Annotated in this window: 28 protein-coding genes; 20 read left to right on the forward strand and 8 right to left on the reverse strand. The window is 61.0% G+C overall.

Features of this window, described 5'->3' with window-relative positions; translation table 11 throughout:
• Positions 1-2 precede the first annotated feature (2 nt).
• The 8 genes from G9X64_RS02965 to G9X64_RS03000 all read left to right on the forward strand — a co-directional run bounded on the left by G9X64_RS02965 (position 3) and on the right by G9X64_RS03000 (position 7,565).
• A complete protein-coding gene (locus G9X64_RS02965; protein WP_168315968.1) occupies positions 3-1,112 on the forward strand; it encodes an ABC transporter ATP-binding protein in 1,110 nt (369 codons plus the stop codon).
• Between the two features lie 20 nt (positions 1,113-1,132).
• On the forward strand, positions 1,133-1,846 hold the full coding sequence (locus tag G9X64_RS02970; protein ID WP_168308339.1) for a DUF624 domain-containing protein: 714 nt from the start codon (positions 1,133-1,135) through the stop codon (positions 1,844-1,846).
• Between the two features lie 35 nt (positions 1,847-1,881).
• Positions 1,882-3,156 carry an ABC transporter substrate-binding protein gene (locus G9X64_RS02975; protein WP_171375896.1) on the forward strand — a complete coding sequence of 425 codons (1,275 nt, stop codon included), beginning with the start codon at positions 1,882-1,884 and terminating at the stop codon, positions 3,154-3,156.
• A 73-nt stretch (positions 3,157-3,229) separates the two neighbouring features.
• Entirely contained in the window at positions 3,230-5,080 is a 1,851-nt protein-coding gene (locus G9X64_RS02980; RefSeq protein WP_168315966.1) for a DUF2264 domain-containing protein, read from the forward strand.
• A gap of 125 nt (positions 5,081-5,205) precedes the next feature.
• Positions 5,206-6,033: a hypothetical protein gene (locus G9X64_RS02985; protein ID WP_168308342.1), complete on the forward strand. Its 828-nt coding sequence runs from the start codon at positions 5,206-5,208 to the stop codon at positions 6,031-6,033.
• The gene (locus G9X64_RS02990) at positions 6,030-6,674 is read left to right on the forward strand and encodes an RES family NAD+ phosphorylase (protein ID WP_168315965.1); all 645 of its coding nucleotides are present in this window, start codon (positions 6,030-6,032) and stop codon (positions 6,672-6,674) included. The genes G9X64_RS02985 and G9X64_RS02990 overlap by 4 nt, the downstream gene beginning before the upstream one ends.
• Positions 6,675-6,987: 313 nt before the next feature.
• A complete protein-coding gene (locus G9X64_RS02995; RefSeq protein WP_168315964.1) occupies positions 6,988-7,251 on the forward strand; it encodes a hypothetical protein in 264 nt (87 codons plus the stop codon).
• A 44-nt stretch (positions 7,252-7,295) separates the two neighbouring features.
• Positions 7,296-7,565, forward strand: a complete 270-nt coding sequence (locus G9X64_RS03000) for a cyclase (RefSeq protein WP_168308345.1) — start codon at positions 7,296-7,298, stop codon at positions 7,563-7,565.
• 144 nt (positions 7,566-7,709) lie between these two features.
• Here G9X64_RS03000 and G9X64_RS03005 read toward each other — a convergent pair whose 3' ends face one another.
• The 4 genes from G9X64_RS03005 to G9X64_RS03020 form a co-directional block, all read right to left on the reverse strand.
• Positions 7,710-8,129 (reverse strand): HD domain-containing protein, encoded by a 420-nt coding sequence (locus tag G9X64_RS03005; RefSeq protein WP_168316082.1) that lies wholly within the window; start codon positions 8,127-8,129, stop codon positions 7,710-7,712.
• A 5-nt stretch (positions 8,130-8,134) separates the two neighbouring features.
• Positions 8,135-8,461, reverse strand: a complete 327-nt coding sequence (locus tag G9X64_RS03010; protein WP_168315963.1) for a DUF2934 domain-containing protein — start codon at positions 8,459-8,461, stop codon at positions 8,135-8,137.
• Positions 8,462-8,515: 54 nt separating this feature from the next.
• Positions 8,516-8,872, reverse strand: a complete 357-nt coding sequence (locus G9X64_RS03015; protein ID WP_168315962.1) for a hypothetical protein — start codon at positions 8,870-8,872, stop codon at positions 8,516-8,518.
• A 108-nt stretch (positions 8,873-8,980) separates the two neighbouring features.
• Positions 8,981-9,271 (reverse strand): hypothetical protein, encoded by a 291-nt coding sequence (locus tag G9X64_RS03020; RefSeq protein WP_168308348.1) that lies wholly within the window; start codon positions 9,269-9,271, stop codon positions 8,981-8,983.
• A 322-nt stretch (positions 9,272-9,593) separates the two neighbouring features.
• Between G9X64_RS03020 and G9X64_RS03025 the strand changes: the two genes are divergently transcribed.
• From G9X64_RS03025 to G9X64_RS03035, 3 genes are all read left to right on the forward strand, one after another.
• Positions 9,594-9,908: a co-chaperone GroES gene (locus G9X64_RS03025; protein ID WP_168308349.1), complete on the forward strand. Its 315-nt coding sequence runs from the start codon at positions 9,594-9,596 to the stop codon at positions 9,906-9,908.
• Positions 9,909-10,057: 149 nt separating this feature from the next.
• Positions 10,058-11,686, forward strand: a complete 1,629-nt coding sequence (gene groL, locus G9X64_RS03030) for a chaperonin GroEL (RefSeq protein ID WP_168315961.1) — start codon at positions 10,058-10,060, stop codon at positions 11,684-11,686.
• Between the two features lie 53 nt (positions 11,687-11,739).
• Positions 11,740-11,976: a hypothetical protein gene (locus tag G9X64_RS03035; protein WP_168308351.1), complete on the forward strand. Its 237-nt coding sequence runs from the start codon at positions 11,740-11,742 to the stop codon at positions 11,974-11,976.
• 49 nt (positions 11,977-12,025) lie between these two features.
• On the opposite strand, the gene G9X64_RS03040 is transcribed toward G9X64_RS03035, so the two are convergent.
• From G9X64_RS03040 to G9X64_RS03050, 3 genes are read right to left on the reverse strand one after another with little or no spacing between them, the layout of a single operon-like run.
• Positions 12,026-12,301, reverse strand: coding sequence for a DUF6522 family protein (locus G9X64_RS03040; RefSeq protein WP_168308352.1), 276 nt, complete (start codon positions 12,299-12,301; stop codon positions 12,026-12,028).
• Between the two features lie 35 nt (positions 12,302-12,336).
• Positions 12,337-13,467, reverse strand: a complete 1,131-nt coding sequence (locus G9X64_RS03045) for an HPP family protein (protein WP_171375897.1) — start codon at positions 13,465-13,467, stop codon at positions 12,337-12,339.
• A 56-nt stretch (positions 13,468-13,523) separates the two neighbouring features.
• The gene (locus G9X64_RS03050; protein ID WP_168315960.1) at positions 13,524-14,429 is read right to left on the reverse strand and encodes a LysR substrate-binding domain-containing protein; all 906 of its coding nucleotides are present in this window, start codon (positions 14,427-14,429) and stop codon (positions 13,524-13,526) included.
• A gap of 267 nt (positions 14,430-14,696) precedes the next feature.
• On the opposite strand from G9X64_RS03050, the gene G9X64_RS03055 reads away from it, so the two are divergent.
• Positions 14,697-15,008, forward strand: a complete 312-nt coding sequence (locus tag G9X64_RS03055; protein ID WP_168315959.1) for a hypothetical protein — start codon at positions 14,697-14,699, stop codon at positions 15,006-15,008.
• 315 nt (positions 15,009-15,323) lie between these two features.
• Positions 15,324-15,524, forward strand: coding sequence for a hypothetical protein (locus tag G9X64_RS03060; protein WP_168316081.1), 201 nt, complete (start codon positions 15,324-15,326; stop codon positions 15,522-15,524).
• A 31-nt stretch (positions 15,525-15,555) separates the two neighbouring features.
• On the opposite strand, the gene G9X64_RS03065 is transcribed toward G9X64_RS03060, so the two are convergent.
• Positions 15,556-16,476: a GNAT family N-acetyltransferase gene (locus tag G9X64_RS03065; RefSeq protein WP_168308422.1), complete on the reverse strand. Its 921-nt coding sequence runs from the start codon at positions 16,474-16,476 to the stop codon at positions 15,556-15,558.
• Between the two features lie 317 nt (positions 16,477-16,793).
• On the opposite strand from G9X64_RS03065, the gene argE reads away from it, so the two are divergent.
• The 7 genes from argE to G9X64_RS03100 all read left to right on the forward strand — a co-directional run bounded on the left by argE (position 16,794) and on the right by G9X64_RS03100 (position 25,539).
• On the forward strand, positions 16,794-17,915 hold the full coding sequence (gene argE / locus G9X64_RS03070; RefSeq protein ID WP_168315958.1) for an acetylornithine deacetylase: 1,122 nt from the start codon (positions 16,794-16,796) through the stop codon (positions 17,913-17,915).
• Between the two features lie 26 nt (positions 17,916-17,941).
• Complete coding sequence (locus G9X64_RS03075) at positions 17,942-18,865, forward strand: 2-hydroxyacid dehydrogenase (RefSeq protein ID WP_168315957.1); 924 nt, start codon at positions 17,942-17,944, stop codon at positions 18,863-18,865.
• A 24-nt stretch (positions 18,866-18,889) separates the two neighbouring features.
• Positions 18,890-19,243, forward strand: coding sequence for a cupin domain-containing protein (locus G9X64_RS03080; RefSeq protein ID WP_168308359.1), 354 nt, complete (start codon positions 18,890-18,892; stop codon positions 19,241-19,243).
• Positions 19,244-19,366: 123 nt separating this feature from the next.
• Entirely contained in the window at positions 19,367-20,830 is a 1,464-nt protein-coding gene (locus G9X64_RS03085) for an aldehyde dehydrogenase family protein (RefSeq protein ID WP_168315956.1), read from the forward strand.
• A gap of 9 nt (positions 20,831-20,839) precedes the next feature.
• Entirely contained in the window at positions 20,840-21,883 is a 1,044-nt protein-coding gene (locus G9X64_RS03090; RefSeq protein ID WP_168308361.1) for a tartrate dehydrogenase, read from the forward strand.
• A 15-nt stretch (positions 21,884-21,898) separates the two neighbouring features.
• Positions 21,899-23,356, forward strand: coding sequence for an NAD-dependent succinate-semialdehyde dehydrogenase (locus tag G9X64_RS03095; RefSeq protein ID WP_168315955.1), 1,458 nt, complete (start codon positions 21,899-21,901; stop codon positions 23,354-23,356).
• A 227-nt stretch (positions 23,357-23,583) separates the two neighbouring features.
• Positions 23,584-25,539 carry an SARP family transcriptional regulator gene (locus tag G9X64_RS03100; protein WP_168315954.1) on the forward strand — a complete coding sequence of 652 codons (1,956 nt, stop codon included), beginning with the start codon at positions 23,584-23,586 and terminating at the stop codon, positions 25,537-25,539.
• Positions 25,540-25,578: the final 39 nt, after the last annotated feature.

Genomic DNA, 25,578 nt, shown 5'->3' on the forward strand with positions numbered 1-25,578 from the left:
CGATGGCCAGCATTTCACTTAAAGAGCTGAACAAGAGCTACGGTGCGCTCACCGTCGTCCACGACATCGACCTCGAGATCGCCGACAAGGAATTCATCATTCTGGTCGGCCCGTCGGGCTGCGGCAAATCGACGACGCTCAGGATGATCGCCGGTCTCGAGGAAATATCGGGAGGAGAGCTCAAGATCGGCGGCGACGTCATGAACGACGTCCCTTCCAAGGATCGGGATATCGCGATGGTTTTCCAGAACTATGCGCTCTATCCGCATATGACCGTCTACAAGAACATGGCTTTCGGCCTGCAACTGAGGAAGGTCTCGCGCGACTTCATCGACAAGCAGGTGCAGGACGCCGCCAGGATCCTCGACATCAGCCATCTCCTGAACCGCAAGCCGAAGGCGCTTTCGGGCGGCCAACGCCAGCGCGTCGCGCTCGGCCGCGCCATGGTACGCAATCCGGCGGTCTTCCTGCTCGACGAGCCGCTTTCCAACCTCGATGCCAAGCTGCGCGGCACGATGCGCTCCGAAATCACCAAGCTGCACAAGCGCCTCAACGCCACCTTCATCTACGTCACCCACGACCAGGTGGAAGCGATGACCATGGCGGATCGTATCGTCGTCATGAAGGACGGGCACATCCAGCAGGTCGACACGCCGCAGAACCTCTACGACCGTCCCGTCAACATGTTCGTCGCCGGCTTCATCGGCGCACCGCAGATGAACATGCTGCCCTCGACCATCCTGCGCCGAGGCGATGGCTATGTCGCGGTATTCGACGGCACGGAATTGCCGCTGCCCGCCCATTTCGACAAGGGCCGGATCGCGCTCTATGAGGGTCGCGAACTGGTGCTCGGCATCCGTCCGGAGAATTTCCACGAACTGCCGCCGGCCGACATTCCGCCCGAGAATCTGGCGCCGCTCAAGGCGGTGGTGGAGCTTGCCGAGCCCATGGGTTCGGAAGTGCACCTGAATATGGTCGCGGGCGGGCGCAATCTCATCGCCCGCGTCTCGCCGCGCTACCGGCCCGATATCGGCGAGGAGGCGACGCTGGTCGCCGATATGAGCAATGCGCAGCTGTTCGACAAGGAAACGGAACGCTCGATTCTATACTGAGACGCTCGCGGGAGATGGCTATGCAGTGGTTGCGGGACATGTGGACGAGGGAGGGACCGGGCATTCCGAAGGATGCGCCGAAGAGGACCGGCCTTGCCCTGTTCGCCGAAATCCTCGTCCGCGAGTGGTGGGAGATGGTCAAGCTCAACATCCTGTTCATCCTGGCCAGCCTCCTGGTGGTGACGCTGCCGGCAGCCCTCGTCGCCATGGCCCGGGTCTCGGTGGCTTTGGTGGAAGATCGCAACACCTATCTCCTCAGGGACTTCACGGAAGCGTTCCTGCGCTATTTCTGGCGCGCCACAGCCTGGGGCCTGGCACTGGCGGGCGGGCTTGCAATCGGCATCCATGCGATCCTCACCTATGCCGCTGGCGCGCGCGACAACCTGTTGCTGAGCGTGCCGCTGGCGATTGCCCTCGTCGCCACTGCCTTCCTCGCCGTGCTGGCATGCCATCTCATTGTTCTGATGGTGATGCGCGATCTGCCGGCGCTGCGGCTCCTGCGCCTCGCCGCCCTCGCATCCGTCATCCGTCCGCTCCCGGCGCTTGCAGCGCTCGCCTTCGTCGCCAGTCTCTGGCTGGCGCATATCCTCTTCTATCCGGTTTCCGTGTTCATGCCGGCAACCTTCAATTTTTCACTTGGAATGTTCGCCGCCGCATTCGGCGTCCATCGGGCGTCGGTGTTGGTTCTGGACCTGCCAGAGGCAATGCAGCCGCACCGACGCTTCATAAAATAACTGATCCACAGACGATCCAGGGAAGGAGAACGGGAATGTATTTGGATAAATTCGGGAGGACGATGAAACTTGCCTTGGCGGGTTTCACCTTGGCCGCGACGACGGCCGGCGCAGCGCTTGCTGAGGACGCCGTGACGCTCAAATGGGCTTTGTGGGACTGGGACAAGACCGCCTACTACAAGCCGTTGATCGAGGCCTATCAGGCCAAACACCCCAACGTGAAGTTCGAGCCGATGGACCTCGGCTCGCAGGACTATCAGCAGATGATCTCGACGCAGCTGACAGGCGGCTCGAAAGACATCGACATCGTCACCATCAAGGACGTGCCGGGCTACACCAATCTGGTGCGCGCCGGTAATATCGCCGATCTCAGCAGCTTCGTGACCGAGCAGAAGATCGATCCTGCACCCTATGGCGGTCTGATCGCGGAGCTTACCATCGACGGCAAGATCTATTCGCTGCCGTTCCGCTCCGACTTCTGGATCGTCTATTACAACAAGGACATATTCGACAAAGCCGGCGTCCCCTACCCCACCAATGACATGACCTGGGCGCAGTTCGACGCGACCGCCGACAAGCTTGCAGGCGGCATGGGCACCAACAAGACCTATGGCGCGCTGCTGCATACCTGGCGTTCGACCGTCCAGCTGCCCGGCATCCTCGACGGAAAACACACGCTCGTCGATGGCGACTACGCCTTCCTCAAGCCGTGGTACGAGCGGGCGCTCACCCTGCAGAAGGATGGCGCCATCCCCTCCTATGCCTTCCTGAAGACATCTAACACCCATTATTCGGCGCTGTTCTTCAACGGCACGATCGGCATGCTGCCGATGGGAACCTGGTTCGTCGGCACCCAGATCGCCAAGGTGAAATCGGGTGAATCGAAGAGCAAGAACTGGGGCATCGTGAAGTTCCCGCATCCGGACGGCGTGGCAGCCGGCACAACGGCTGCGCAGATCTCGGGCCTGGCGGTCAATACAAATTCCGAGCACAAGGCTGCAGCTCTCGATTTCATCAAGTTCGTCACCGGTCCCGAGGGCGCAGCCGTCATTGCGTCGACAGGCACCTTCCCGGCGCTCAAGACCGCTGACGTCAGCGCAAAGATCGCAGCAACGCCCGGCTTCCCGCAGGACGAGGCCAGCAAGGAAGCGCTGATACCATCGAAGGCCTATCTGGAGATGGCGGTCAATCCGAACGCCGCCAAGATCGAGGTCGTGCTCAATCGCGTGCATGACGCGATGATGACCGACAACACCTCAATCGACGACGGATTGAAGGAAATGACCGAAGGCGTGAAGGCCATCAAGTAGGCCCAAGAAATATCGACGGTCGCGGGTCAGCATCTGCCCGCGGCCGATCCCGTTTTGAGGTATTGAGCTTACAATGATATATGATCCCGCCCGGGCCAATCCGCTTTTCGGTAATCCTCTGAAGACACGCGACGACCTCGCCAAGGCCGTCACCGATCTCTTCGAGCCGTTGCTGCCGTATTTTTCCGAAGGCCGCGCCCGTGTGCGCCTCGGTGCGGCCGGCGCGATCTTCGATCGGGCGGCGGCGGATCTGGAGGGATTTGCGCGGCCGCTCTGGGGGATCGTGCCGCTCGTTGCCGGCGGCGGCGCGTTCCCGCACTGGGATCTCTATCGCCGCGGGCTGGCAAACGGCACCAATCCTGCTCATCCCGAATATTGGGGCGATCTTGCCGACCGCAATCAGCGGCTGGTCGAACTCGCCGCGGTCGGCTTCGCCCTGGCGCTCGTGCCCGAGCACATCTGGGAACCGCTTGACGACAGCGAGAAGAAGACGGTCGCCGCCTATCTTCTCAGAGCGCGCGAGCTGGAATTCATCGACAACAACTGGAAATTCTTCCGTGTGCTCATCGATCTCGGGCTGGAACGCGTGAGCGTGGCGTTCGATCACCGGAAAACCCTCGCCTATCTCGACGAATTGGAAGCTTTCGACCTCGGGGACGGCTGGTATCGCGACGGGCCGGTCCGGCGGGTTGATCATTACATTCCCTTCGCCATGCATTTCTACGGCCTGATCTATGCGGTGCTGGCCAAGGGTGACGAGGCGCGCAAGGAGCGCTTCCGGGATCGCGCGCGGACATTCGCCAGGGATATCCGCCACTGGTTCGGCCCCGATGGAGCAGCCCTTGCCTTCGGCCGCAGCCAGACCTACCGCTTTGCGGCGGGAGGTTTTTGGGGCGCGCTTGCCTTTGCCGGCGTCGAAGCCCTGCCCTGGGCTGAGATCAAAGGCTATTACATGCGCCATATCCGCTGGTGGTCGACAATGCCGATTGCCGAGCGCGACGGCGTTCTCTCCATCGGCTACGGCTATCCGAATCTCTTCATGAGCGAGAGCTACAACTCGCCCGGTTCGCCCTATTGGGCGCTGAAATTCTTCCTGCCGCTCGCTCTTGCGGGGGATCATCCGTTCTGGACCGCCGAGGAGGCGCCGCAGCCGGAATTTCCGGAGCCGGTTGTGTTGAGGCCGGCGGGAATGGTCGCCGTGCACACGCCGGGAAACGTGGTCGTGCTCTCCTCAGGGCAGCAGCACGACAAGATGCTCAGCGCAAACGAGAAATATTCGAAGTTCGTCTACTCCACGCGCTACGCCTTCAACATCGAAGCCGACGACCGGAATTTCTCCGCTGCAAGCTTCGACGGCATGCTCGGCCTCTCCGACGACGGCGTCCACTTCCGCATGAGGGAAACCCTCGAAGAGGCGTTAATCGCTGACGACCGGCTCTATTCGCGCTGGCGCCCCTGGAGCGATGTCACAATCGAAACCTGGCTGCTTCCCGAAAACCCGTGGCACATTCGCATCCACCGCATTGCAACGCCGCACACCCTCAGCACGATAGAAGGCGGCTTTGCGATCGAACGCGCGGATTTCAATGCCGACCGCTCCGATGCAAGCGATGGCCGGGCCGTCTGGTACGGACAAACCGACGTTAGCGCCATCATGGATCTATCGCCCAATCCGAGGGCCGGCCATGCGATGAGCCCGATCCCGAACACCAACCTCATCCACGCCAAGACCCAGTTGCCGCAGCTGCGCGGTAACGTCGGTCCCGGAACCACCGTGCTCGTAACCGCCGCGATGGCCCTGCCCAACCGCGAGAACTGGGCAAAAGCGCTCGATAATCCGCCAGCCTGTCCTCGCCTCGACAAGGTAGAGCGGCTCTTCCGCGAGAAAGGTACCCGGGTGCCGGCATTCGACCTTCAGCTGTAACCTGAGGTTGGAAGAACAGGGGACGACGGAGGTGTGCGGGCATTCGGACTGCAGACGCCCATTGCAATCGACTTTGCATGACTTAAGTGATATTGTGATGTCATCACCAATCTCACGTGGCCGAAATGACCGAAGCTCTCTTTTCCGAATTTCTCATGATTGACAGGTCGTTCGCCAACGAGGGACGAACCGTGCCATTGGCTGGCCGCCAGCGCAAAGGCGTTGCTCCAGAACGGACCTCAGATGAAAACGCTCTGCGTGATGCGTTCGCGGATGCCTTCCTGCAGACCCTGACGAAGTTCGCCATCGATCGATCTGCCTTTCCTGAGAAGGCGGACCCCGAACTCGCGAAGCTCGCCAGGGCGATGGCAAATGTTGCGGTCGGGGATTCCGTGGTAATCCGCTTGAAACCCGATCTCCCGGAAGGACATCGCAGATCCGTTAAGACCTTCTTCCAGACGATGGTCCGCGTCAGCGGCTCGCTGGAGGAGAGCCGGCTGGAAGACGCGATCAACAAGCTTGCGGACGTTATTCTGCCCGATGAGCTTGGTGAGGCTCGGGGAGCGCTCGCAGCGGACAATCTGGAACTCAGGGACCGCTTCATCGCCGAGGTCCCGCAACTTACCAGCGCCGAGATTGGAAACCGCGCCGGTTCTAGCGCGAGAAACCTGTACGCGACTGCGGCGCGCTGGAAGAAAGCCGGCGACATTTTCTCGGTACATCATCGCGGCACCGAATATTTTCCCGCGTTTCAATTCCGGGACGGACGGCCGCATCCTGCGATCAAGAAGGCGCTTGTAACGCTTCCGGAGAACCTGTCTCCATGGCAGCGCGCATTCTGGTTCGTTTCGACGAATGGCTGGCTGGGCGGCAAGGCACCCATGGATGTGCTTGACGATATCGACGCGGTGGCTGCTGCCGCGGCCCGTGAACGGCAAGAGGTCATTGGGTGAGCCACCCTCCTTTGCCAAGCCCGCCGTCGCCTTTTCCAACGATCAACATCCGGACGATGAAGGCAGGTACGGCGTTTCATCGAAACCATCTGTCCTCATTCCGGGCAGGGCAATTCAATCCCTGCAAGGGACAGCCGACGCGCTTTGCGCCGTTCAACGACGCGCAAGGCAATTGTGTCGCGACGCTTTATGCGGCAACGAGCAGAGAGGCAGCCGCTTTCGAGTCGATCTTTCACGACATCGAACCAGCCGCCGCTTTCAAGACGGTCCGGCTTGCCGTCGTCGAAGCGCGGACGGTGAGCGTCGTCGCGCCGAAGCGTGATCTACGGTTGGCAAGCCTTTTCGCCCCCGATTTGAAGGCCTGGAAACTCAGCCGAACGGATCTCATCGAAACACCGAAGTCGTCATATGGCGGGACCGTGCTGTGGGCCGAAGCCATTCATCGTGCACGCGCAGACGTTGACGGGTTGATCTGGACGTCCCGCCAGTGCGACCCCGAGCAATGCATTATCCTGTTCGAGGATCGCATGGCAGAGGACCGGCTCGACGTCGTTCAATCCATCGACGTCGGTGCGGACGCCGATCTCCTTCTCGAACTGCGGGACTATGGGCGCCGTGCGGGCATCACGATCATATCCTAGATGCAGTAACCGCGGCTGATCATCTGATCGCGTGCCTGCATATGTCGCCCTGCCAACCCTGACTGCTACCGGCCATTGGAAGCGCTCCAACGAACAGTCACGGACTGCGGAATTATGGCCAAAGGCATTCAACAACGCACAGTCAAACCGGCTGAAAAACTATAATATTTTCGGATTACTCATAATAATCATATTTATATATTCGACGAACCAATCACTAAACCACGTTTCGACGCAATATTATTGAACTGAAACTCAGTCAATTTTGGTGGTATACTCGAATTTCATTTTCAAACGATGAGAGGAGAACGCAATGCCCACCATAATGATCTGTCACGACGTCAAAGACACGAAGCACTGGCTCGCTTCACCTGTACGCAAGCAGGTATTGGAACCCGTTGGCGTCACGAACATTCGCACGTTTACAGACCCTCAGACGTCCAACCGCGTCGGCTTGGTCATGGACGTTGCAGACATGGATAGGTTGATGGCCTTCATGCAGACCAAGGCAGCGGCCGATGCGATGGCGAGTGACGGCGTCTTGCCCGAAACCATGGTGTTCCTCGTTCAATCGTAACATGTGTCTCGACCAAACCCGGAAATGCAACGCGGGAGGATGATATGACGACGTTATTCGTAAGGCACGAGGTCTCCGACTACACCGCCTGGCGCAAGATATATGATGCCTTTTCGCCAGTGCAGAAGGCCAATGGGGTGACAGCGCAAGCTGTTTATCGTGCCGTCGACAATCCGAATGACATTACCGTCACCCACGAGTTTGCCACGCTGGAAGCGGCTCAGTCGTTCAGCAAGCTGGACGAGCTGAAGACGGCGATGCGCACGGGAGGCGTACTCGGCGCCCCGACGGTGTGGTTTACCAACAAAGCATGAAATAGGGCCAGAAGGCCTCCGCCGCAGCGGAGCAGGTTACGGTCGCTCCCGGGACATGACATGGAAGCGGGGTTATGCGCGCGATCGCGCCGACCGCCGACCGGGCAGGCAGTTGTCACCGAATTGGCAAATCCATCCGTGGCTCTATTGTTTGTTGCTGATGTCATGCAGGAGATCCAGGCCGCGCTGGTATTTTTCCGTTTTCTTGCCGGACTGTTCGGCCTGCCGGAGATTATCTTCGAGATCGGCCTGTTTGACGGGCAAGGCCAGCGGGTTTGATGCCGCACGTCTGACGAAATCGTCATCCGACTCGTCCGGCCGCCGTGTCAGAGCATTCACCGCCGAGATGATCGCCGGCGGAAAGCCTTCTTCCCTCAGCCTGTCGAGCGTCCAGCCGCTGCCCTTCTCGACGACGTCATGAAGGTAAGCAACCGTTCGCGTCTCGTCACCGGAAACCAGAAGTGCTACGCGCTGGCAATGCTCGAAGAACGGCCGGCCGGTTTTGTCCGCCTTACCTTCATGGGCCGTAAGAGCGATCTGAATGGCATGGTCGAGATGCTGCATGGCGATCACGGTCCCTCGGTCTTCCTGATCTTGCGCCGGGAAGGCCTTTCGCCCGTCGTCATCTCGATGTCAGGGACGGCAACCACGTCGGTCTGGACAGGCCTCGCCCGTCGCTGATCGAGATCGCCGCTCTCACCGGCGCCTTGAAGCAGTGCCGCATCATCCCTGTCGTCTTCATCAAGCAGGTCCTGCAGCGTCTCATTCTCATCCTCGCCGGCCAGTTCGTCGCAGGCTTGCAGCCAATGGCGCTGGTCAGCGCCGTCCGGGCGACCCTCGGCCTCCCAGATTTCGTAGGCGCGTTGGCGTATCTGCTCGTGCTTGTCTATAGCCATGATCTCCTCCAAGCGCATTTAAATGAGCCGTTCGAAGAGCGGCCCGGCCGCCTATCAGGGCGTGTTGATGGTTGGAAGAAAATCCTCCACCTGTTTGCGTTGATCCTTTGGAAGCGTCTCCACCCGTTCCTTCCAGAACCGTTCGGCCTCCGATGTATCCTCATCCCATTGGCGAACATCGGTGATATTGTCGTCGATCATGGATCGGCGGTGGCCGCCGAGACTGAGATATTCTTTCGCTAGCTTGAGGCTTGGGGTTTCGGTGCCGCTATCGCGGCTCAATACCGAACTCGCGTTGCGCCGGGCAGTTTCCAATGCCCTTTTGCGATCGGTCTCGGCCCGTTCAGTATCGGCGGACCGGGCATCGTCTGTGCCGCTCTCTGGCGGCACGTTGGATTTGGAAGTCGTCATGGATCACCTTTCGATGTTGTGATCCAATAACCTTTGCAAACAGGGAGAGTTCCGCGCGCGCAGAGAATGATTTGAGCGGGTGACGAGCCGCGTCGCCCGGGGGCGCGATCAATGAACGGCCATACTCACCATGCGATAAGGATGCACGGCCTCGAATTGCGAAATCATCGCCGTTGCCTGTAGCAGCACGCGCTCGGCATTTTCGGGGTCGTCACGGGCGAGTTCGTCGGCGTTAATGCGGATCGCTTCAGCCATGTTGTTGGAAATTGCCGCAAAATGCGTATTGCCTTCGACAAGCGCCTCACGCGCCGTATCCTCCAGCGTCCGCGCAATATCGACGAAGATTTCCTCGCGTTCCGCGATACTGAGGTCTTTGATTAGTTTTGTGTTCTCTTCCATGTCACTCACTCCTAAAGACGTGGGACGGTGACCGAGCTCATCAAGCCTCGGCCACCAAAGAACTGGGAATGCCGAAATCCGGATTCAAGCCTCAATGCCATGCGCCTTTTATTCGAACGCTGGAGCCGATTGTCTGTTCCCTGTCGGGCATTAGCAGTCACCGGCAGAGAGTGCCAATTTTTCTTTCGTCCCCTCTTGAAATTGCCGAATCGTCGAACCAGATCATTCGCGCAAGGCGCGCGCGCGAACCTGCACCCGCCCGGATTGGTCATCCGGTCCGGCTAGGGGACAACGTCATCACTGTTCATCGATGGAGGAAGACATGTCGTTCCGACCGCTTCATGACCGCATTCTCGTCCGCCGGGTCGATTCAGAGGAAAAGACCAAGGGCGGCATTATCATCCCTGATACCGCCAAGGAAAAGCCGCAGGAAGGTGAGGTCATCGCCGTCGGCCCCGGCGCGCGCAACGACGCAGGCCAGATCCAGGCGCTCGACGTCAAGCCCGGCGAGCGCATCCTGTTCGGCAAATGGTCCGGCACCGAGATCAAGATCAATGGCGAAGACCTGCTGATCATGAAGGAAAGCGATGTCATGGGCATCCTCGAGGCCCGGGGCGAGAAAAAGCAGGCCGCCTGAGATCCTGCGGACATCCGTCAATGCTGGAGCTTCAGCCTTTCATGGAAACGCAGAACCGCTCCAACCTTTCATTTCTGACGCAATTCCAAACGGAAACCGCATTGCACTTTTCCTGGAATTGCTCTGGCTGCCTATGAAGGAGTGAGGACATGGCTGCTAAAGAAATCAAATTCAGCACCGAAGCCCGCGAGAAGATGCTGCGTGGCGTCGACATCCTGGCCAACGCCGTGAAGGCGACTCTCGGCCCGAAGGGCCGCAACGTCGTGATCGACAAGTCGTTCGGCGCGCCGCGCATCACCAAGGACGGCGTTTCGGTCGCCAAGGAAATCGAACTCGAAGACAAGTTCGAAAACATGGGCGCCCAGATGGTTCGTGAAGTTGCTTCGAAGACCAGCGACGTCGCCGGCGACGGCACCACCACCGCAACGGTGCTGGCCCAGGCGATCGTCAAGGAGGGCGCCAAGGCGGTTACCTCAGGCATGAACCCGATGGACCTGAAACGCGGCATCGATCTTGCGGTCAGCGCTATCGTCGCGGAACTGAAGGCCAATGCCCGCAAGATCTCCAACAATTCCGAAATTGCCCAGGTCGGCACAATCTCCGCCAACGGTGATGCCGAAATCGGCCGCTTTTTGGCGGAAGCCATGGAAAAGGTCGGCAATGATGGCGTCATCACCGTCGAAGAAGCCAAGACTGCGGAGACCGAGCTCGAAGTCGTCGAAGGCATGCAGTTCGATCGTGGCTATCTCAGCCCCTATTTCGTCACCAATGCCGACAAGATGCGGGTGGAGTTCGAAGACCCCTATATTCTCATCCACGAGAAGAAGCTGTCGAACCTGCAGTCGATGCTGCCGGTCCTCGAAGCCGTCGTCCAGTCCAGCAAGCCGCTGCTCATCATCGCTGAAGACGTCGAAGGCGAAGCGCTTGCGACGCTCGTCGTCAACAAGCTGCGCGGCGGCCTGAAGATCGCTGCCGTCAAGGCGCCCGGCTTCGGCGACCGCCGCAAGGCCATGCTCGAAGACATCGCCATCCTGACCGCCGGCACCGTCATCTCCGAAGATCTCGGCATCAAGCTCGAGAACGTGACGCTCGACATGCTCGGCCGGGCCAAGAAGGTGTCGATCGAGAAGGAAAACACGACGATCGTCGATGGGGCAGGCGCCAAGACCGACATTGAAGGCCGTATTGCCCAGATCAAGGCCCAGATCGAAGAAACCACCTCCGATTACGACCGGGAGAAGCTGCAGGAGCGCCTCGCCAAGCTCGCCGGCGGCGTTGCCGTCATCCGTGTCGGCGGCTCGACGGAAGTCGAGGTGAAGGAAAAGAAGGACCGTGTCGACGACGCGCTTCATGCAACCCGTGCCGCCGTCGAAGAAGGCATCTTGCCCGGCGGTGGCGTTGCCCTTCTGCGCGCCGTCAAGGCGCTCGACAACGTCAAGACCGCCAATGGCGACCAGCGCGTCGGCGTCGACATCGTTCGCCGCGCGGTCGAGGCACCGGCTCGCCAGATCGCCGAAAACGCCGGAGCGGAAGGCTCGGTCATCGTCGGCAAGCTGCGCGAGAAAAGCGAGTTCTCCTACGGCTGGAACGCTCAGACAGGCGAATATGGCGACCTCTATGCGCAGGGCGTCATCGATCCGGCCAAGGTGGTTCGCACCGCGCTGCAGGATGCGTCCTCCATCGCCGGGCTTCTCGTCACGACGGAGGCCATGATCGCCGAGAAACCCAAGAAGGACGCCCCGCCGCCATTGCCCGCCGGCGCCGGCATGGACTTCTAAAACAACTGCCGGCCCGCCTGTACCCCAGGCGGGCCTTTTCTGAGGGAATAGAGATGGTTCAAACGATCAAAAACCGATCGCAGGTACCGCTGGACTCCCGCGATCTTGAAATATGCCAGCGGGTCTTCGACAAGATCAGATCCGATTACCAGGTGGAAAAGGACAGCGACGAAGCCGAACGAACGGCGAGCATCATCATCGAACTCTACCGACAGGGCGTGCGCGACCCCGATCACCTGCAGTCAATGGTCGAGGCGGCGCGCGGCCTCTTCGAAACGGGCGAGCGTTAATGAATCCCGCGCGCAATAAGCATGGCGCGAGACCATGCTGACGATGGTGTCAGCGCGGATGCCGTCCGGAGGATTTACCCAGAACGGTCATCTGCTCCTGCTGCACTTCATTTTCATCGTTCAAAACCGCTTGCCAGACCCTATTGCCAAGCCGAAGCGATACCCGTTTCGTCCCCTCGTGTTCAGCAGTCCCGATTTCCACGGAGCTGACGACGGAGCCATGGCGCATGTGGCGGCGAAGATCGACCAGCGACAATCCGAACCGTTTCGCCAGCTCCGATGATTCCAGGATAAAATCGCCATTTGAATCGCGCTCGATCAGCACCGATTTTTTCTCCAGCTAAGTTCCACACTCACGGCTCAGGCCACCGCCGGAATCGCATTGTCTTCCTTTGGCAGCAGCCGCGCTACTGCGCTCAGCAGATCCGTCTGCGATATCAGGCCAAGGATCCGGGAATCGTCATCGACGATGATGACGGCATGCGTGCGCCCGTCCGTCAGGACGGGCAACAGCGACAGAGCAGGATCCGAAGGTCTCGCCACCGCCGGCCTCGAGATCGCATGCCCGATGGTCTCGGTGCTCATCGACAACTCCCGCAAGCCGACGGCGCCGACGAGACGGCCCTCCGGGTCCCTGACCGGCAGCGTACGGATATTATGCTTCAAGAGAAGATGCCGTGCGGCATCCGCCTCCGAAGCTTCGCCAATGGCGATCACGTCACGCGACATGATATCGGCACAGCTGATCTTGCCGTTTGAGCGGATGGCCGCTTGCAGCTCGACCTGCTGCAATAGCCGGCCGAGGTCTGCCCGATCGATATCGAAGGTTTCGTCGAGCGCCTCAAGGGCCGCATCGACATCCTCCTCGCGAAAACCCACCCGCACGGCCGAGGGCAGGTCAATCGTCTGATGGGTGTTCTCCGCGGGTTTCGGAACGACGTGCGGATAATTCCGCTTGGAAAGCTTGTGGAACAACAGGCCAAGGCCGACGAGAATGCAGGAATTCAAAGCGACGGGCACGAAGGGAAAGAGAAATCCCCAGCCGGCAACGACAGGACCGCCGAGCACAGCGGTCAGTGCGGCGGCTCCTCCTGGCGGATGAAGGCAGCGCGTGAAGGACATCGCGCCGATGGCAAGCGAAACGCCGACGCCGGTCGCGATGATCGGATCTCGAATGAAATAGGCGGCAATAATCCCCATCAGGGCGGAAATGGTATTGCCGCCGATGATCGACCATGGCTGCGCCAGCGGGCTTGCCGGCACCGCGAAAAGAAGCACTGCGGACGCCCCCATCGGCGCGACGATCAGTGGAAGATGCGGCCCCTGGCCGAACAGATAGCCGCTGATGACGCCGGTGAGACCAATGGCCAGCAAAGCGCCGAGACATGCAATCAATCGCTCTCGCAAGGTCGCACCGGCCAAAATAGGTGAGAACAAACGGAAGCGGCGGAAGCGGCTCGGTCCCACCTTCGGAGAAACGGGATACTGCATGACAAGACCAATTTTAAGCGAGGATTATCTGGCGGCGAAGGAGAGAGGCGTGCGAACTAGTTTGTTGTCAGCCTGACATCTCTGCCTTTTGTCGCGCTGAGAACTTCGTGGAACGCGTTGAAGGCGCTGGGACGATCATTCTTGCGATAGACGAGCAGCGTCTCGACAGGGCCCAACTGATGGGTCTGGACAGGCGTCGGCCAGTGCATGAGGTCAAGGACGGATCGCGGCATGACACCCGCCGTATTGCCGGTCGCTACGCTCGCCAGGATCGCGTGGTAGGAACCGAGCTCGCTCGTCGGCAGCGCGCTCGATTTACGCGCCCAGTTTTCGGCGATCCGGCGATAGGTGCAGCCGGGCTCTAGAGCAGCGAGCGATCCGACACGCAGGTCGGCGGCGGATTTGATGGAGGGATGCCCGGACGGCAACACGATCAACAGGTCCTCGACGAAGACCGGCTCGATCTCGAGTGCCTTGAGTTCGGCATCGAAGCTCGAGTCTTCCTCGCGCATCGTCTTCGGCGGGCGGGCAATCAGCGCGCAATCCAGCGCATCGGAGAGAACGTCGCGGGCAAGATCGCGGGACGCCCCCATCGTCAGATGAAGCGACACATCAGGCCACATCTGATTGAATTGCGTCAGCGCCGCCGGCAGCCTGCTTGCCGCCGTGCTCTCCATGGTGCCGACCCGCAATGTCCCCGATGGGGCGAGAGGCCGCACGGCCTGCCGCGCTTCGAGCGCAAGCGCCATAAGCCGGTTGGCATAGCCGAGAAACGTCTCACCCTCGCGTGTCAACGTCATCTTCTTGCCGTCACGGCTGAAAAGGGAAACGCCGAGGTCCTCCTCCAATTGCTGGATGCGCGTCGTCACATTTGACGGCACCCGCCCTACGGCCTTCGCCGCTTTCGTAACGCTGCGGTCGCTGGCGACAGCGAGGAATATCTCGATCGATGAAAGGTCCAATGAAAGGATCTCGTTTCCGGAATTAAGACGACAGATAATTCTCTATATAGAAATCATTATGCCATCTCAAGCCGGTTTCGGTATCGGACGAAAAAACGCGGGCCGGGTACCGGACAGGCAAGCAATTGCCGAAAAAAGGATCGCGACGCCGAGGAAATAGCCATGCAAGCCGCGGCATTGCCTCTGCAGGATAACGATTTTCAGGTTTGAGGCTGGCATGTGGTTTGCATCCGCAAGGCTATCTGCAGATCGATCGGCGACGACCTCATGTTGCACCTTGTCTTGACTTGTCTTCTTCTGAGCATCGCTTCCGGCTTGAGCATGCGGCGTTTTCTTCTGCCGTATTTTTCAAGCGGCGATCTCGCGGAGAAATCCGCCCCTGTGACCATCGTCGCCAGCGCCGTCTTTCTGGCGGCAATCGCTTTCACTGTCTCCGATCAGGATCTTTGGGCAAAATCCGTCATTCTGATGATCGGCCTTTCGCTGGCTGCCATGTTCGACGATGCGAGACCAAGGCTGACGATCGCTCTCTCCGCCGTCAGTTTGGCGGCCTATCTCGGGCTGCGTTCGATTAGCTGAGCCATCCAACCATCACAAAAGCAGATCAGTGGTGATTGAACACCGCAGCTCATCGCCGGTGTCCTAAGCCCGATCGAGGCGTTGTATCCGCCGGCGAAATCATTCGTCAACAGAGCCACATCTTACAACCTGAAACATCCCCCGACGGCGGAGAGGAAAGACTTCGCGCAATACGGGAAAATGATCTCCATTGAAGAATATTCCATCGCTGTTATTCTCCACAATAGAACATTTGCCGAGGCACGCCGGGATCGCAACAGCTCCCGTGCCGCACGGATGTTCGATGTGCCGGTATTGAGGAGGAGAGCGGCGATCATGGGCAGCGACCCGGCAGGAAAAATCTGGTCGGAGTGGTATGCGTGGCACCCTGTCTTGCCGATCGATGACTCAGTGTTCTGGCTCGAGACCGTATATCGACGGGAAAGCCCGGAAGGTCTGTGGCAATATCGTTCGTTCCGGCCCGAATTTGAACGCCGGCAGGCTCTGACGGACATACCGGTCTGTCCGGGCGCTTAAAACCCGACAATGATCGCCAGGTAGGTTTGCGTCAACCGAGTGCCTGGCTGACGAGCGCATAGGTCTTCGGCTCGGGCGCCACCGCGCGTCCGGCAACCGGAAGCCAGGGGCCACCCAGCGACATGGTCGTCACGATATCGTAGACAGGAAGACCACAGCGGGAGAGGAAATCGGAAAAGGCTCCGCCCTGCTCGCGGGTGTCGAGGCGTAGGAACGCTCCTGCGTGCTCGGCAGCATGCGGGCGGACGACGGCGATCGCGTCTGCGTCACTGCGCGCCACCACGGGACCGATGACATGGCCGCGCCCGAACCGTCGGCACAGCGAGAACGCCTCGATCCGGCCGGCGCGGCTCAACACGATGCCCTTGGAATTTGCCATAAGCCGGGCCAGGAGCAGTTTGCGATCCGTGCCGAAGGCCACACAATCCAATTCGGCGATCGCTTCCAGATCGCCAGCCTCCACGGCCCGTATCACGGCACCGGACGGCGGCTCCACATCCGGCGGCAATATCGCTTCGCCATGGCATTGAAAGACCAGCGCCTCCCGAACAAAATTCAGGGACCGATAAAGGCGGCGCGCTGCGCGCGTCGCATTCAGCCCGAGGTTCCGCCCGGCGACCTGATTCAGCGCGTGGCCCATCAGCCATTGCCCGGCGCCATTGGTTTGAAGACGCGGCGAGGTGATGACCATACCGATCGTGGCAAATTGCGCGTCATAGGGAAACCACATCGCAGAGCCCAGGATGCGGCCGATTTCATCGATCGCCACGATGCCCTGGCCGAATTCCCGCAAGAACTGCCAGTCCTCACCACGATGCGGCCAGGCGACGGTCATCGACAGCGCATGCAACTTGTCGAGGGCAACGCTGTCGATCCCGGCGATATGCGTCTCGAAACTATCGACGAACCTGGATTCGGATGTCAGTTCACTCACTCCCACCCCCTGCCGCATTTTCTGGCCAAGTCTGCGCCCGGAAACTTCTCCGTCCAGACTAGAGCAGATCGTTCGATACAATTCACTGGTGAAGCCTGCGCAAACACAACAATCGACCAAATCTCGATGCGCTTTCGGCAAGTAACGCCTGCGGCTCCCTCTAGACTGATTGACAGATCCAGCGGCCGGAGTCGCTTTTCACTGTAAGAGCCCGGAAATGTCACCTCCCTCAGCCCGATTGCGAACACCTCTAACATCTCGCTGGGCCGCATTGTCGTTTCCGTCGGCGGCATGGGCGCCGTCTCGGCAGGCAGGGCATGCTTGTGAGGTCGCCGATGCAGGCAATTGAAATTCTCGAAAGGCTCGTCGGCTTCCCCTCCGTCGTCGGCACGCCGAACGGCGAGATCGTGGCGTGGATCCGGCACTATCTGCAAAGCCACGGCGCTGTCGTCACGGAGCTTCCCGGCCCGGAGGGCGACCGGTCGAACCTCTTCGCGACGATCGGCCCGAAGGAAACGCCGGGCTATATTCTCTCCGGCCATATGGACGTGGTCCCCGCCGCCGAAAGCGGCTGGACCAGCGATCCGTTCCGCCTGCGCGCCGAAGCGGACCGCCTCTACGGTCGCGGCGCCACCGACATGAAAGGTTTCCTGGCCGCCGTTCTCGCCGCCGTCCCAGCGCTTGCCGCCATGCCACTTCGCCAGCCCGTCCACCTTGCCTTTTCCTATGACGAGGAGGCCGGTTGCCGCGGCGTGCCGCACATGATCGCCCGCCTGCCGGAACTCTGCGTAACTCCGCTTGGCGCGATCATTGGCGAGCCGAGCGGCATGAGGGCGATCCGCGCCCACAAGGGCAAGGCCGCCGCCCGGCTGACGGTCAAGGGCCGGTCCGGCCATTCCTCGCGTCCGGACCAGGGACTGAACGCAATCCATGCCATCACCGATGTTCTGGCGCGCGCTCGCACCGAAGCCGAACGGCTTGCCTGCGGCCCGTTCGAGCATGTCTTCGAACCGCCCTACTCCTCCCTTCAGGTCGGCACGCTGAAGGGAGGCCAGGCGGTCAACATCATTCCCGACACCTGCGAGGCCGAGTTCGAGGCGCGGGCCATTTCCGGCGTCGATCCGGTCACACTATTTGCACCGCTGCGAGTGGCGGCCGAGGCGCTGTCGCCGCTCGGCTTTCAGGTGGAATGGCGCGAACTCAGCGCCTATCCGGCACTTTCGCTGGCCGCCGACGCGCCGCTTGCGGCCCTGCTTGGCGAACTGACCGGCATCGAGCCGCTCGCCGCCGTGAGCTACGGCACGGAGGCCGGGCTTTTCCAGCGCGCCGGCATCGATGCGATCATCTGCGGACCGGGCGACATCGGCCGCGCCCACAAGCCGGACGAATTCATCCTCGCCGGCGAGCTCCTGGCCTGCCAGGCGATGGTCGAGGCGCTTGGCCGCCGCTGCGCCTGATGACATCGAGATCAAGGAGCCGACGCATGACCTTTCTCTTCAATTCGGATGCGAAACGCGGCGCCATATTCGCGGAAGCCTTCGCGCGCGAACTGCCCGACATTGCCTTCTCCATGGATCCGAAGTCAGTCGAACCGGATGCCGTGCGCTACCTGATCACCTGGACCGTACCGCAGGATCTCGCCCGCTATCGCAATCTCGAAATCCTCTTTTCGATCGGCGCGGGCATCGACCAGTTCCGCATCGATGCCGTGCCGGTATCGGTCAAGGTCGTGCGCATGGTCGAGGACGGCATCATCAGGATGATGCAGGAATATGTGACGCTGGCCGTGCTTGCGCTCCATCGCGACCTACCGGCCTATCTCGACCAGCAGCGGCGCCGGACTTGGGAGGCGATCGCATCGGTGCAGGCCTCGGAGCGCCGCATCGGCGTGCTCGGCCTCGGCATGCTTGGCGGCGCAGTGCTCGAGCGGTTGCAGCCCTTCGGCTTTCCACTTTCGGGCTGGAGCCGCAACCCGCGCGAGATCGACGGCATCCGATGCCTGAGCGGCCGCGACGGCCTCGATATTCTGCTTGCAACCACCGACATTCTCGTCTGCCTGCTGCCGCTGACGGACGAGACGCGGGGCTTCCTGAATGCCAAGCTTTTCGCCGGACTGCCGGCCGGCGCCGCACTCGTCCATGTCGGCCGCGGCCCTCAGCTCGACCATCAGGCGCTCATTGGCGCGCTTGACGCCGGGCATCTCTCCGGCGCCGTCGTCGACGTCACCGATCCGGAGCCGCTGCCTGCGGATCATGCCTTCTGGAGCCATCCGAAGATCTTGCTGACGCCGCATATTGCGAGCGTCACCCAAGCGGAAACCGCCGCGGCCGCCGTGATCGGCAATATTAAGCGGCATCAGGCGGGCCTCGATCCAATCGGCCTGATCGATCGCAGCCGCGGCTACTGAGTTCTCAACCTAGGAAGCAAAATCATGTCCCTCCTCAAGACGATCGACACCAACCCGACCTTCGCGCCCCGCGAGTCCGGCCCCCTCCCCGAGAGGCTGATCTCGGGCAATCCGGCCTTCAAGACCTGGGCGCAGGATGTCGCCCGCGGCGAGACTATTCATAGCGGCGTGTGGGAAGCGACACCCGGCGAGACGCGCTCGATCAAGGGGGAGACCTTCGAGTTCTGCCATATCCTGTCCGGCCTGGTCGAACTCACGCCGGAAGGCGGTGAACCGGTGACCTACAAGGCCGGCGACAGTTTCGTCATGAAGCCGGGTTTCGTTGGCATCTGGAAGACGATCGAAACGGTGCGCAAGATCTACGTCACCGTGACGTGACGCCGTAGATTTGACTGCGGCAGCGGCGAAAACGCAATTTTTCGCCGCTGCGGCATCGCCGGTCGACGCATGCTGCTCGCCTTCCCCGGTTAGGCTTGCCTCAGCCCATCCCGAGGACATGCGATGACACTCAGCTTCGATCCGAACACGATTTCCCTGCCCGTCGGACATTTCATCGGCGGTCGGCTGGTTTCGGCCGAAGCCGTCATCGACATGCATCGTCCATCCGACGGCAAGGCCTATGCCGGCTGCCCGCTAGCCGACGAAGCCCTGGTCGACCAGGCCGTCGAAGCCGCCAGAGAAACACTGAAGACGAGCAACTGGGGTGGCGTGCGGCCGCGCGAGCGCACCGTGGCGTTGCAGCACTGGGCGAACCTGATCGAAGCCGAGGCGGAGACCCTCGCCAGGCTCGAAGCGCTCTCCTCGACACGTCCCGTTGGTCATCTTGTCGCCGGCGACATCGCCGTCACCGCTGAACAGATCCGTTTCTTTGCCGAATTCGCCGACAAGGAGGGCGGCGACCTCGTCCCGACCGACGACGCGAACTTCGGCATGATCATGACGGAACCCTATGGCGTCGTCGGCGCCATCACACCCTGGAATTTTCCCTTGTCCATGGCCGGCTGGAAGCTCGGCCCGGCGCTGGCGGCAGGCAATGCGGTGGTGCTGAAGCCATCGGAAATGACGCCGTTTTCGACGCTCTATCTCGCCGAACTTTCGGTGCGGGCCGGCCTGCCGGCCGGTCTCGTCAACATCGTGCTCGGCGACGGCCCGACCACGGGAAATGCGATCACAGGACACCCCGGCATCTCCAAGGTCAGCTTCACCGGTTCGACTGCGGCCGGCGCGGCAATCATGACCAACATCGCCCGCACCGGCGTCAAGCCGATGACGCTCGAACTCGGCGGCAAGAGCCCGCAGCTGGTTTTCGCCGATGCCGATCTCGAGCTTGCGGCGGGCGCAATCGCCGGCAGCATTCTCTCCAACGCCGGTCAGGCCTGCGTTTGCGGCTCCCGCCTCATCGTCGAGGCGAAGGTGGCGGACGCGCTCGCAGCCGCTCTCGTCGAGAGGCTGGCGGCCATCCGCCCCGGCCCCACCTGGGACGAGGCGACCGATTATTCGCCCGTCATCTCCGAACGCCAGATCGCCCGCATGGACGGTATCATCCGCGCCGCGATCGACGGTGGCGCCGAATGCCTCACCGGTGGCCGCCGCCTCGACCGCGAAGGCTATTTCTACGCACCGACCCTGATTTCGGGGGTGACGGCAACATCGCCGGCGGTTCTCGAGGAGATCTTCGGACCGGTGCTGACCATTCAGACCTTCGAGGACGAGGAGGAGGCGCTGAGCCTCGCCGACCATCCGGCCTATGGGCTCGCCGCCGGCCTCTTCACCCGCGACCTCTCGCGTGCCATCCGCGTGACCCGCCGCCTCCAGGCCGGCACCGTCTGGGTCAACCGCTACGGCCGCTCGCGCGACCATATCCTGCCGACCGGCGGCTACAAGCAGTCCGGCATCGGCAAGGATCTCGGCCGCGATGCCTATCTCGCCAACCGCAAGAGCAAGAGTGTGCTCATCAGCCTGTGAGGATCTGCGATGAAAACCTACAAGATCGCCCTTCTGCCCGGAGACGGGATCGGCCGCGACGTGACGGCAGCAGCCTGGGCCGTGCTCGAAAAGGCAGCTCGCCTGAACGGATTTTCTCTTGACGCAACCAGCTATCCCTGGTCCTGCGACTACTATCTGGAGAACGGCAGCATGATGCCCGCCGATGGCATCGAAACGCTCAGACCCTTCGACGCCATCTTGCTCGGCGCCGTCGGTTGGCCTCGCAAAGTACCGGATTCGGTGTCGCTGCACGGACTTCTGCTGCCGATCCGCAAGGCTTTCGTGCAATATGCCAATATCCGCCCGCACCGGCTGCTGCCGGGTGTGCAGGGGCCGCTGAGGGCTGACCGCTTCGATATCCTCTGCATTCGCGAAAATACCGAGGGCGAATATTCCGGCGCCGGTGGCCGCGTCCACCAGGGCACCGACAATGAGGTGGCGGTCGAGACCTCGATTTTCACCCGCACGGGGGTCGAGCGCATCCTGCGTTTCGGCTTCGAGCAGGCGCGGGCACGACGCGGCAAGCTTGCTTCGGTGACGAAGTCCAACGCCCAGAAATATTCGATGGTCTTCTGGGACGAAATCACCCAGAGGCTTTCAGCGGAATATCCCGATGTCGAAGTGACCAGCTATCATATCGACGCCATGGCTGCCCGCATGGTCATGGCGCCGGATAGTCTCGACGTCGTGGTCGCCTCCAACCTGTTCGGCGACATCTTGACCGACCTCGGCGCCGCCATCCAGGGCGGGCTCGGCTTTGCAGCCTCCGCCAATATCAATCCCGATCGCTCGGCGCCATCGATGTTCGAACCGGTCCACGGCTCCGCGCCCGATATCGCTCATCTCGGCATCGCCAATCCGATCGCCGCCATCTGGTCGGGCGCGATGATGCTGGAGCATCTCGGAGAAACGGCTGCCGCTGCAAGGGTGATGGCATCAATCGAGGCGACGACGGCACGCGGCATCGGCGCAATTCCCGGCAAGGACAAGACCGACGCGATCCTCGCATCGGTGCTTTCGGCACTTGGCTGATCAATGGAGAACAGAATGAACGGATTAAGGGATAGCAGTCTGTTTCGTGAGCAGGGATTGATCGACGGAGAATGGCGCGGGGCTGAAACGGGGCGCACGATCGAGGTGATCGACCCCGCAGCGCAGCATGTGCTGGGTACGGTGCCCGACATGGACGAAGCCGATACGAGGGCGGCAATCGCGGCGGCGGAGAAGGCCTTTGCTCCATGGCGCGCAAAGACCAATGCCGAGCGCGGCGCATTGCTGGAAGCCTGGCATGATCTGATGCTCGACAATATCGAGGATCTGGCGCTGATCCTCACCCGTGAGCAGGGCAAGCCGCTGACGGAAGCGCGCGGCGAAATCCGCTACGGCGCCTCGTTCATCAAATGGTTCTCCGAGGAGGCGCGCCGCATCGGCGGGACGACCGTTCCCTCGCCGACGACGGACCGGCGGATCGTCGTTCTGAAGGAGCCTGTCGGGGTATCGGCGATCATCACGCCGTGGAATTTTCCGAATGCGATGATCACCCGCAAGGTCGGGCCGGCGCTCGCCGCAGGCTGCACCGTTGTCGTCAAGCCGTCGGACCTGACCCCCTTTTCGGCGCTGGCGCTCGGCGTATTGGCGGAGCGCGCCGGCATTCCGAAGGGGGTGATCAATATCGTCACCGGCATGCCGGCCGGCATCGGTGACGAACTGATGGCGAACCAGACCGTCCGCAAGATCTCTTTCACCGGCTCGACCCGCGTCGGCTCGCTGCTGATGCGCGGCGCGGCCGACAGCATCAAGCGGCTCAGCCTCGAACTCGGCGGTAACGCGCCCTTCATCGTCTTCGACGACGCCGATCTCGATCTGGCCGTGGAAGGCGCAATCGCCTCGAAATTCCGCAACGGCGGGCAGACCTGCGTTTGCGCCAACCGCCTTCTCGTCCAGTCCGGCGTTTACGAGGCCTTTGCCGCCAAACTTTCCGCACGCGTATCGGCCATGAAGGTCGGGGCCGGCACGGATACCGGCACGGATATCGGGCCAATGATCAACAAGGCGGCGATCGAGAAGATCAAGCGTCATGTCGACGATGCGGTGGAAAAGGGAGCCAGGATCCTCGCCACCGCGGGTTCCGTGCCTGAAGGCGATCAATATGCGGTGCCGATGGTGCTCGGCGGTGCGACGACCGAGATGCAGCTTGCCAGCGAAGAGACCTTCGGGCCTGTTGCCCCGCTTTTCCGTTTCGACACCGAGGAAGAGGCGATCCGCATCGCCAATGCCACGCCCTTCGGCCTTGCCGCCTATTTCTACACCGAGAGCCTGAAACGCTCCTGGCGTGTCGCCGAAGCGCTCGAATTCGGGATGCTCGGCCTGAACACAGGGGCGATCTCGACGGAGGTCGCTCCCTTCGGCGGCATCAAACAATCCGGTCTTGGCCGCGAGGGCGCGCAATGCGGCATCGAGGAATATCTCGAAATGAAGAGCTTCCACATCGGCGGGCTCGCCTGACTACAGGAAAATAAAAGAGCGCCGGGAACATCATCCCGGCGCTGGATGATCGGAGCGATGGTCGATGCTCCTGCTGGAGCAACTCCGACACATCGTTTTGAGTACTCCGCAGCCTTTGGCGAATCCTCGCAAAATTACGGTGCCAAAACAACATTTCTTTGACGCTGCTTTGACGGCAGGATGCTACGGCCGGTTTGCGAAGTTACGCAAAGGGATTTCAACCGGTTATGCTTCAGTTCGATCATCGTCATAGCATAGATTTACATTTCGCAATCCCGGTTTCCCTTCCCGGTTGCTTGCCAGGAGCCGAAGTTGTGGCAGACTGGCCCCTGGATGCTAGGTTTTCCGGCCGCCAAACGAGCGTATCGGAGGCAGCGGGGGCGGGGCCGGTGGATCGCATGAACAAGGAGCACTATCCGTTTCGGATGTTCCTGCTCGGGCCTTTTGCCCTTGTGGACGCCGGGGGGCGGTCGGTTGCTCCGAAATCCAAGAAGGCACAGGCTCTTCTGGCAATGCTTGCATTGTCCACCCGGGGCTCGCGCTCGAGAATCTGGCTTAGGGACAAATTATGGAGCGATCGCTCCGACGACCAGGCGGCAGCCAGTCTGCGCCAGGCGCTGTTGGACATTCATAAGAGTCTGGGGCCGGCACGTGATCTCCTGATTGCGGATAAGAATACCGTTTGGTTGGATACGGACCGACTCGTGCTCGATACCGACCTGGTGATTCGGACTGAGCGGTCTCCGGATCAAGTCACCGACGAATTGCTCGAAGGTATCGACATCCGCGATCCCGAATTCGAGGACTGGTTGGCGCTGGAACGGCAAAACTGGTATCGCCGCCTCGATGAAGGACAAGTCCACGACGTATTCGAGCCGCGACAGCAGCCGAGCCGCGATGTCGCCAAACATTCCGCCCTGCTGCCGTTAACAGGCGCCCCGGATACGTCGAGCACAGGCAAATCCGTGGACATCGCCAGCAGCGGCCCATATGGGCGGCGGGGTGGCGGTGGCTGGCAATGGATGATGGCTCTTCTGTCCCCCATCGTGGTGGGTGCCGGAGAGGGCGGACAAATTGCTGCGACACGGTTCCAGAACCTCATTGCAAAAGCCATTATCGATGGGCTGGGATTTGGCGTCACTGACCTCTCCTTCACCTTGCCGGATATTGAAGGGAACGAACAGCAGATCAGCCTTCCCATATGCCTGCAGCTTCGCCTGACGTTTGATGGTGACATGGTGCTGATCGAACTGGTGATGAAGCACCTGATCAACAACCGTATTCATTGGCTGGGCAGTCAGGCAATCAACCGCACGCAGTTCGAGCGGGGCGAGTTCGGCATCGCCGCTGCGTTGATCAGCCAGGCCGTCGATCAGCTGGCCTATTTCCAGGAGATCCAGGCAACCGACAGCCGATTGTCGCAAGACGGTCTCCTGATCGACGCCGTCAATGCGATATTTCGGCTGTCGCGCGATGACCTCGATAACGCGGAGCGGCGCCTGGAAGAACAGATCCAGTATCAGCCGCGATCATCGACTTTTGCCTGGCTGTCGTTCATTCGGACTTTCCAGGTCGGCCAACGTTTCAACGCGCTTGACGCGCATCTGATCGAGGAAGCCCAGGCCTATGCACGCAAGGCGCTGGAACTCGATCCGCAGAATTCCGTGTCGCTCGCGCTCGTCGGCCACGTCCATTCGTTCCTGTTTGGCGAATACGACTATGCGGCCAACCTGTTCGAAAAATCGATCCGCCTGAATCCGGCCCTGCCTCTCGGTTGGGACCTCTACGCGATGCTGCACTGCTATGCAGGCCAGCCCGATAAGGCGGTGGCGATGGCGCGTTGGGTGCAAGAGCTCGGCGTCTATAGCCCGCATAAATATTACTTCGATACGACCAAATGCATTGCGGCAGCGCTTGCAGGCGATCATGCCGCAGCCATAGCTGCAGGCGAAGAAGCCCTGCGGACACGGCCGAACTTCAACAGCTTGCTGCGCTATCTTGCCTCCAGTCATGCCCATTCCAACGATCTCGGCGGCGCGCGGCATTATCTGGAGCGTCTTGAGGCAGTCGAGGGCGACTTTTCCATCACCGCCTTCCGCGGCAGCGGCTATCCGCTGCTCGACACAGGCGGCGGCCAGATCTTGATCGACGGCCTGCTCAAGGCCGGCGCCAAGCTGCGCTGAACCCCGGACAATTCTTCACATCATCGCGCAAGGAGGCTG

Origin of the sequence: Rhizobium sophorae (assembly GCF_013087515.1) — a bacterium.
In the GTDB taxonomy this organism is placed as follows: Bacteria; Pseudomonadota; Alphaproteobacteria; order Rhizobiales; family Rhizobiaceae; genus Rhizobium; species Rhizobium sophorae.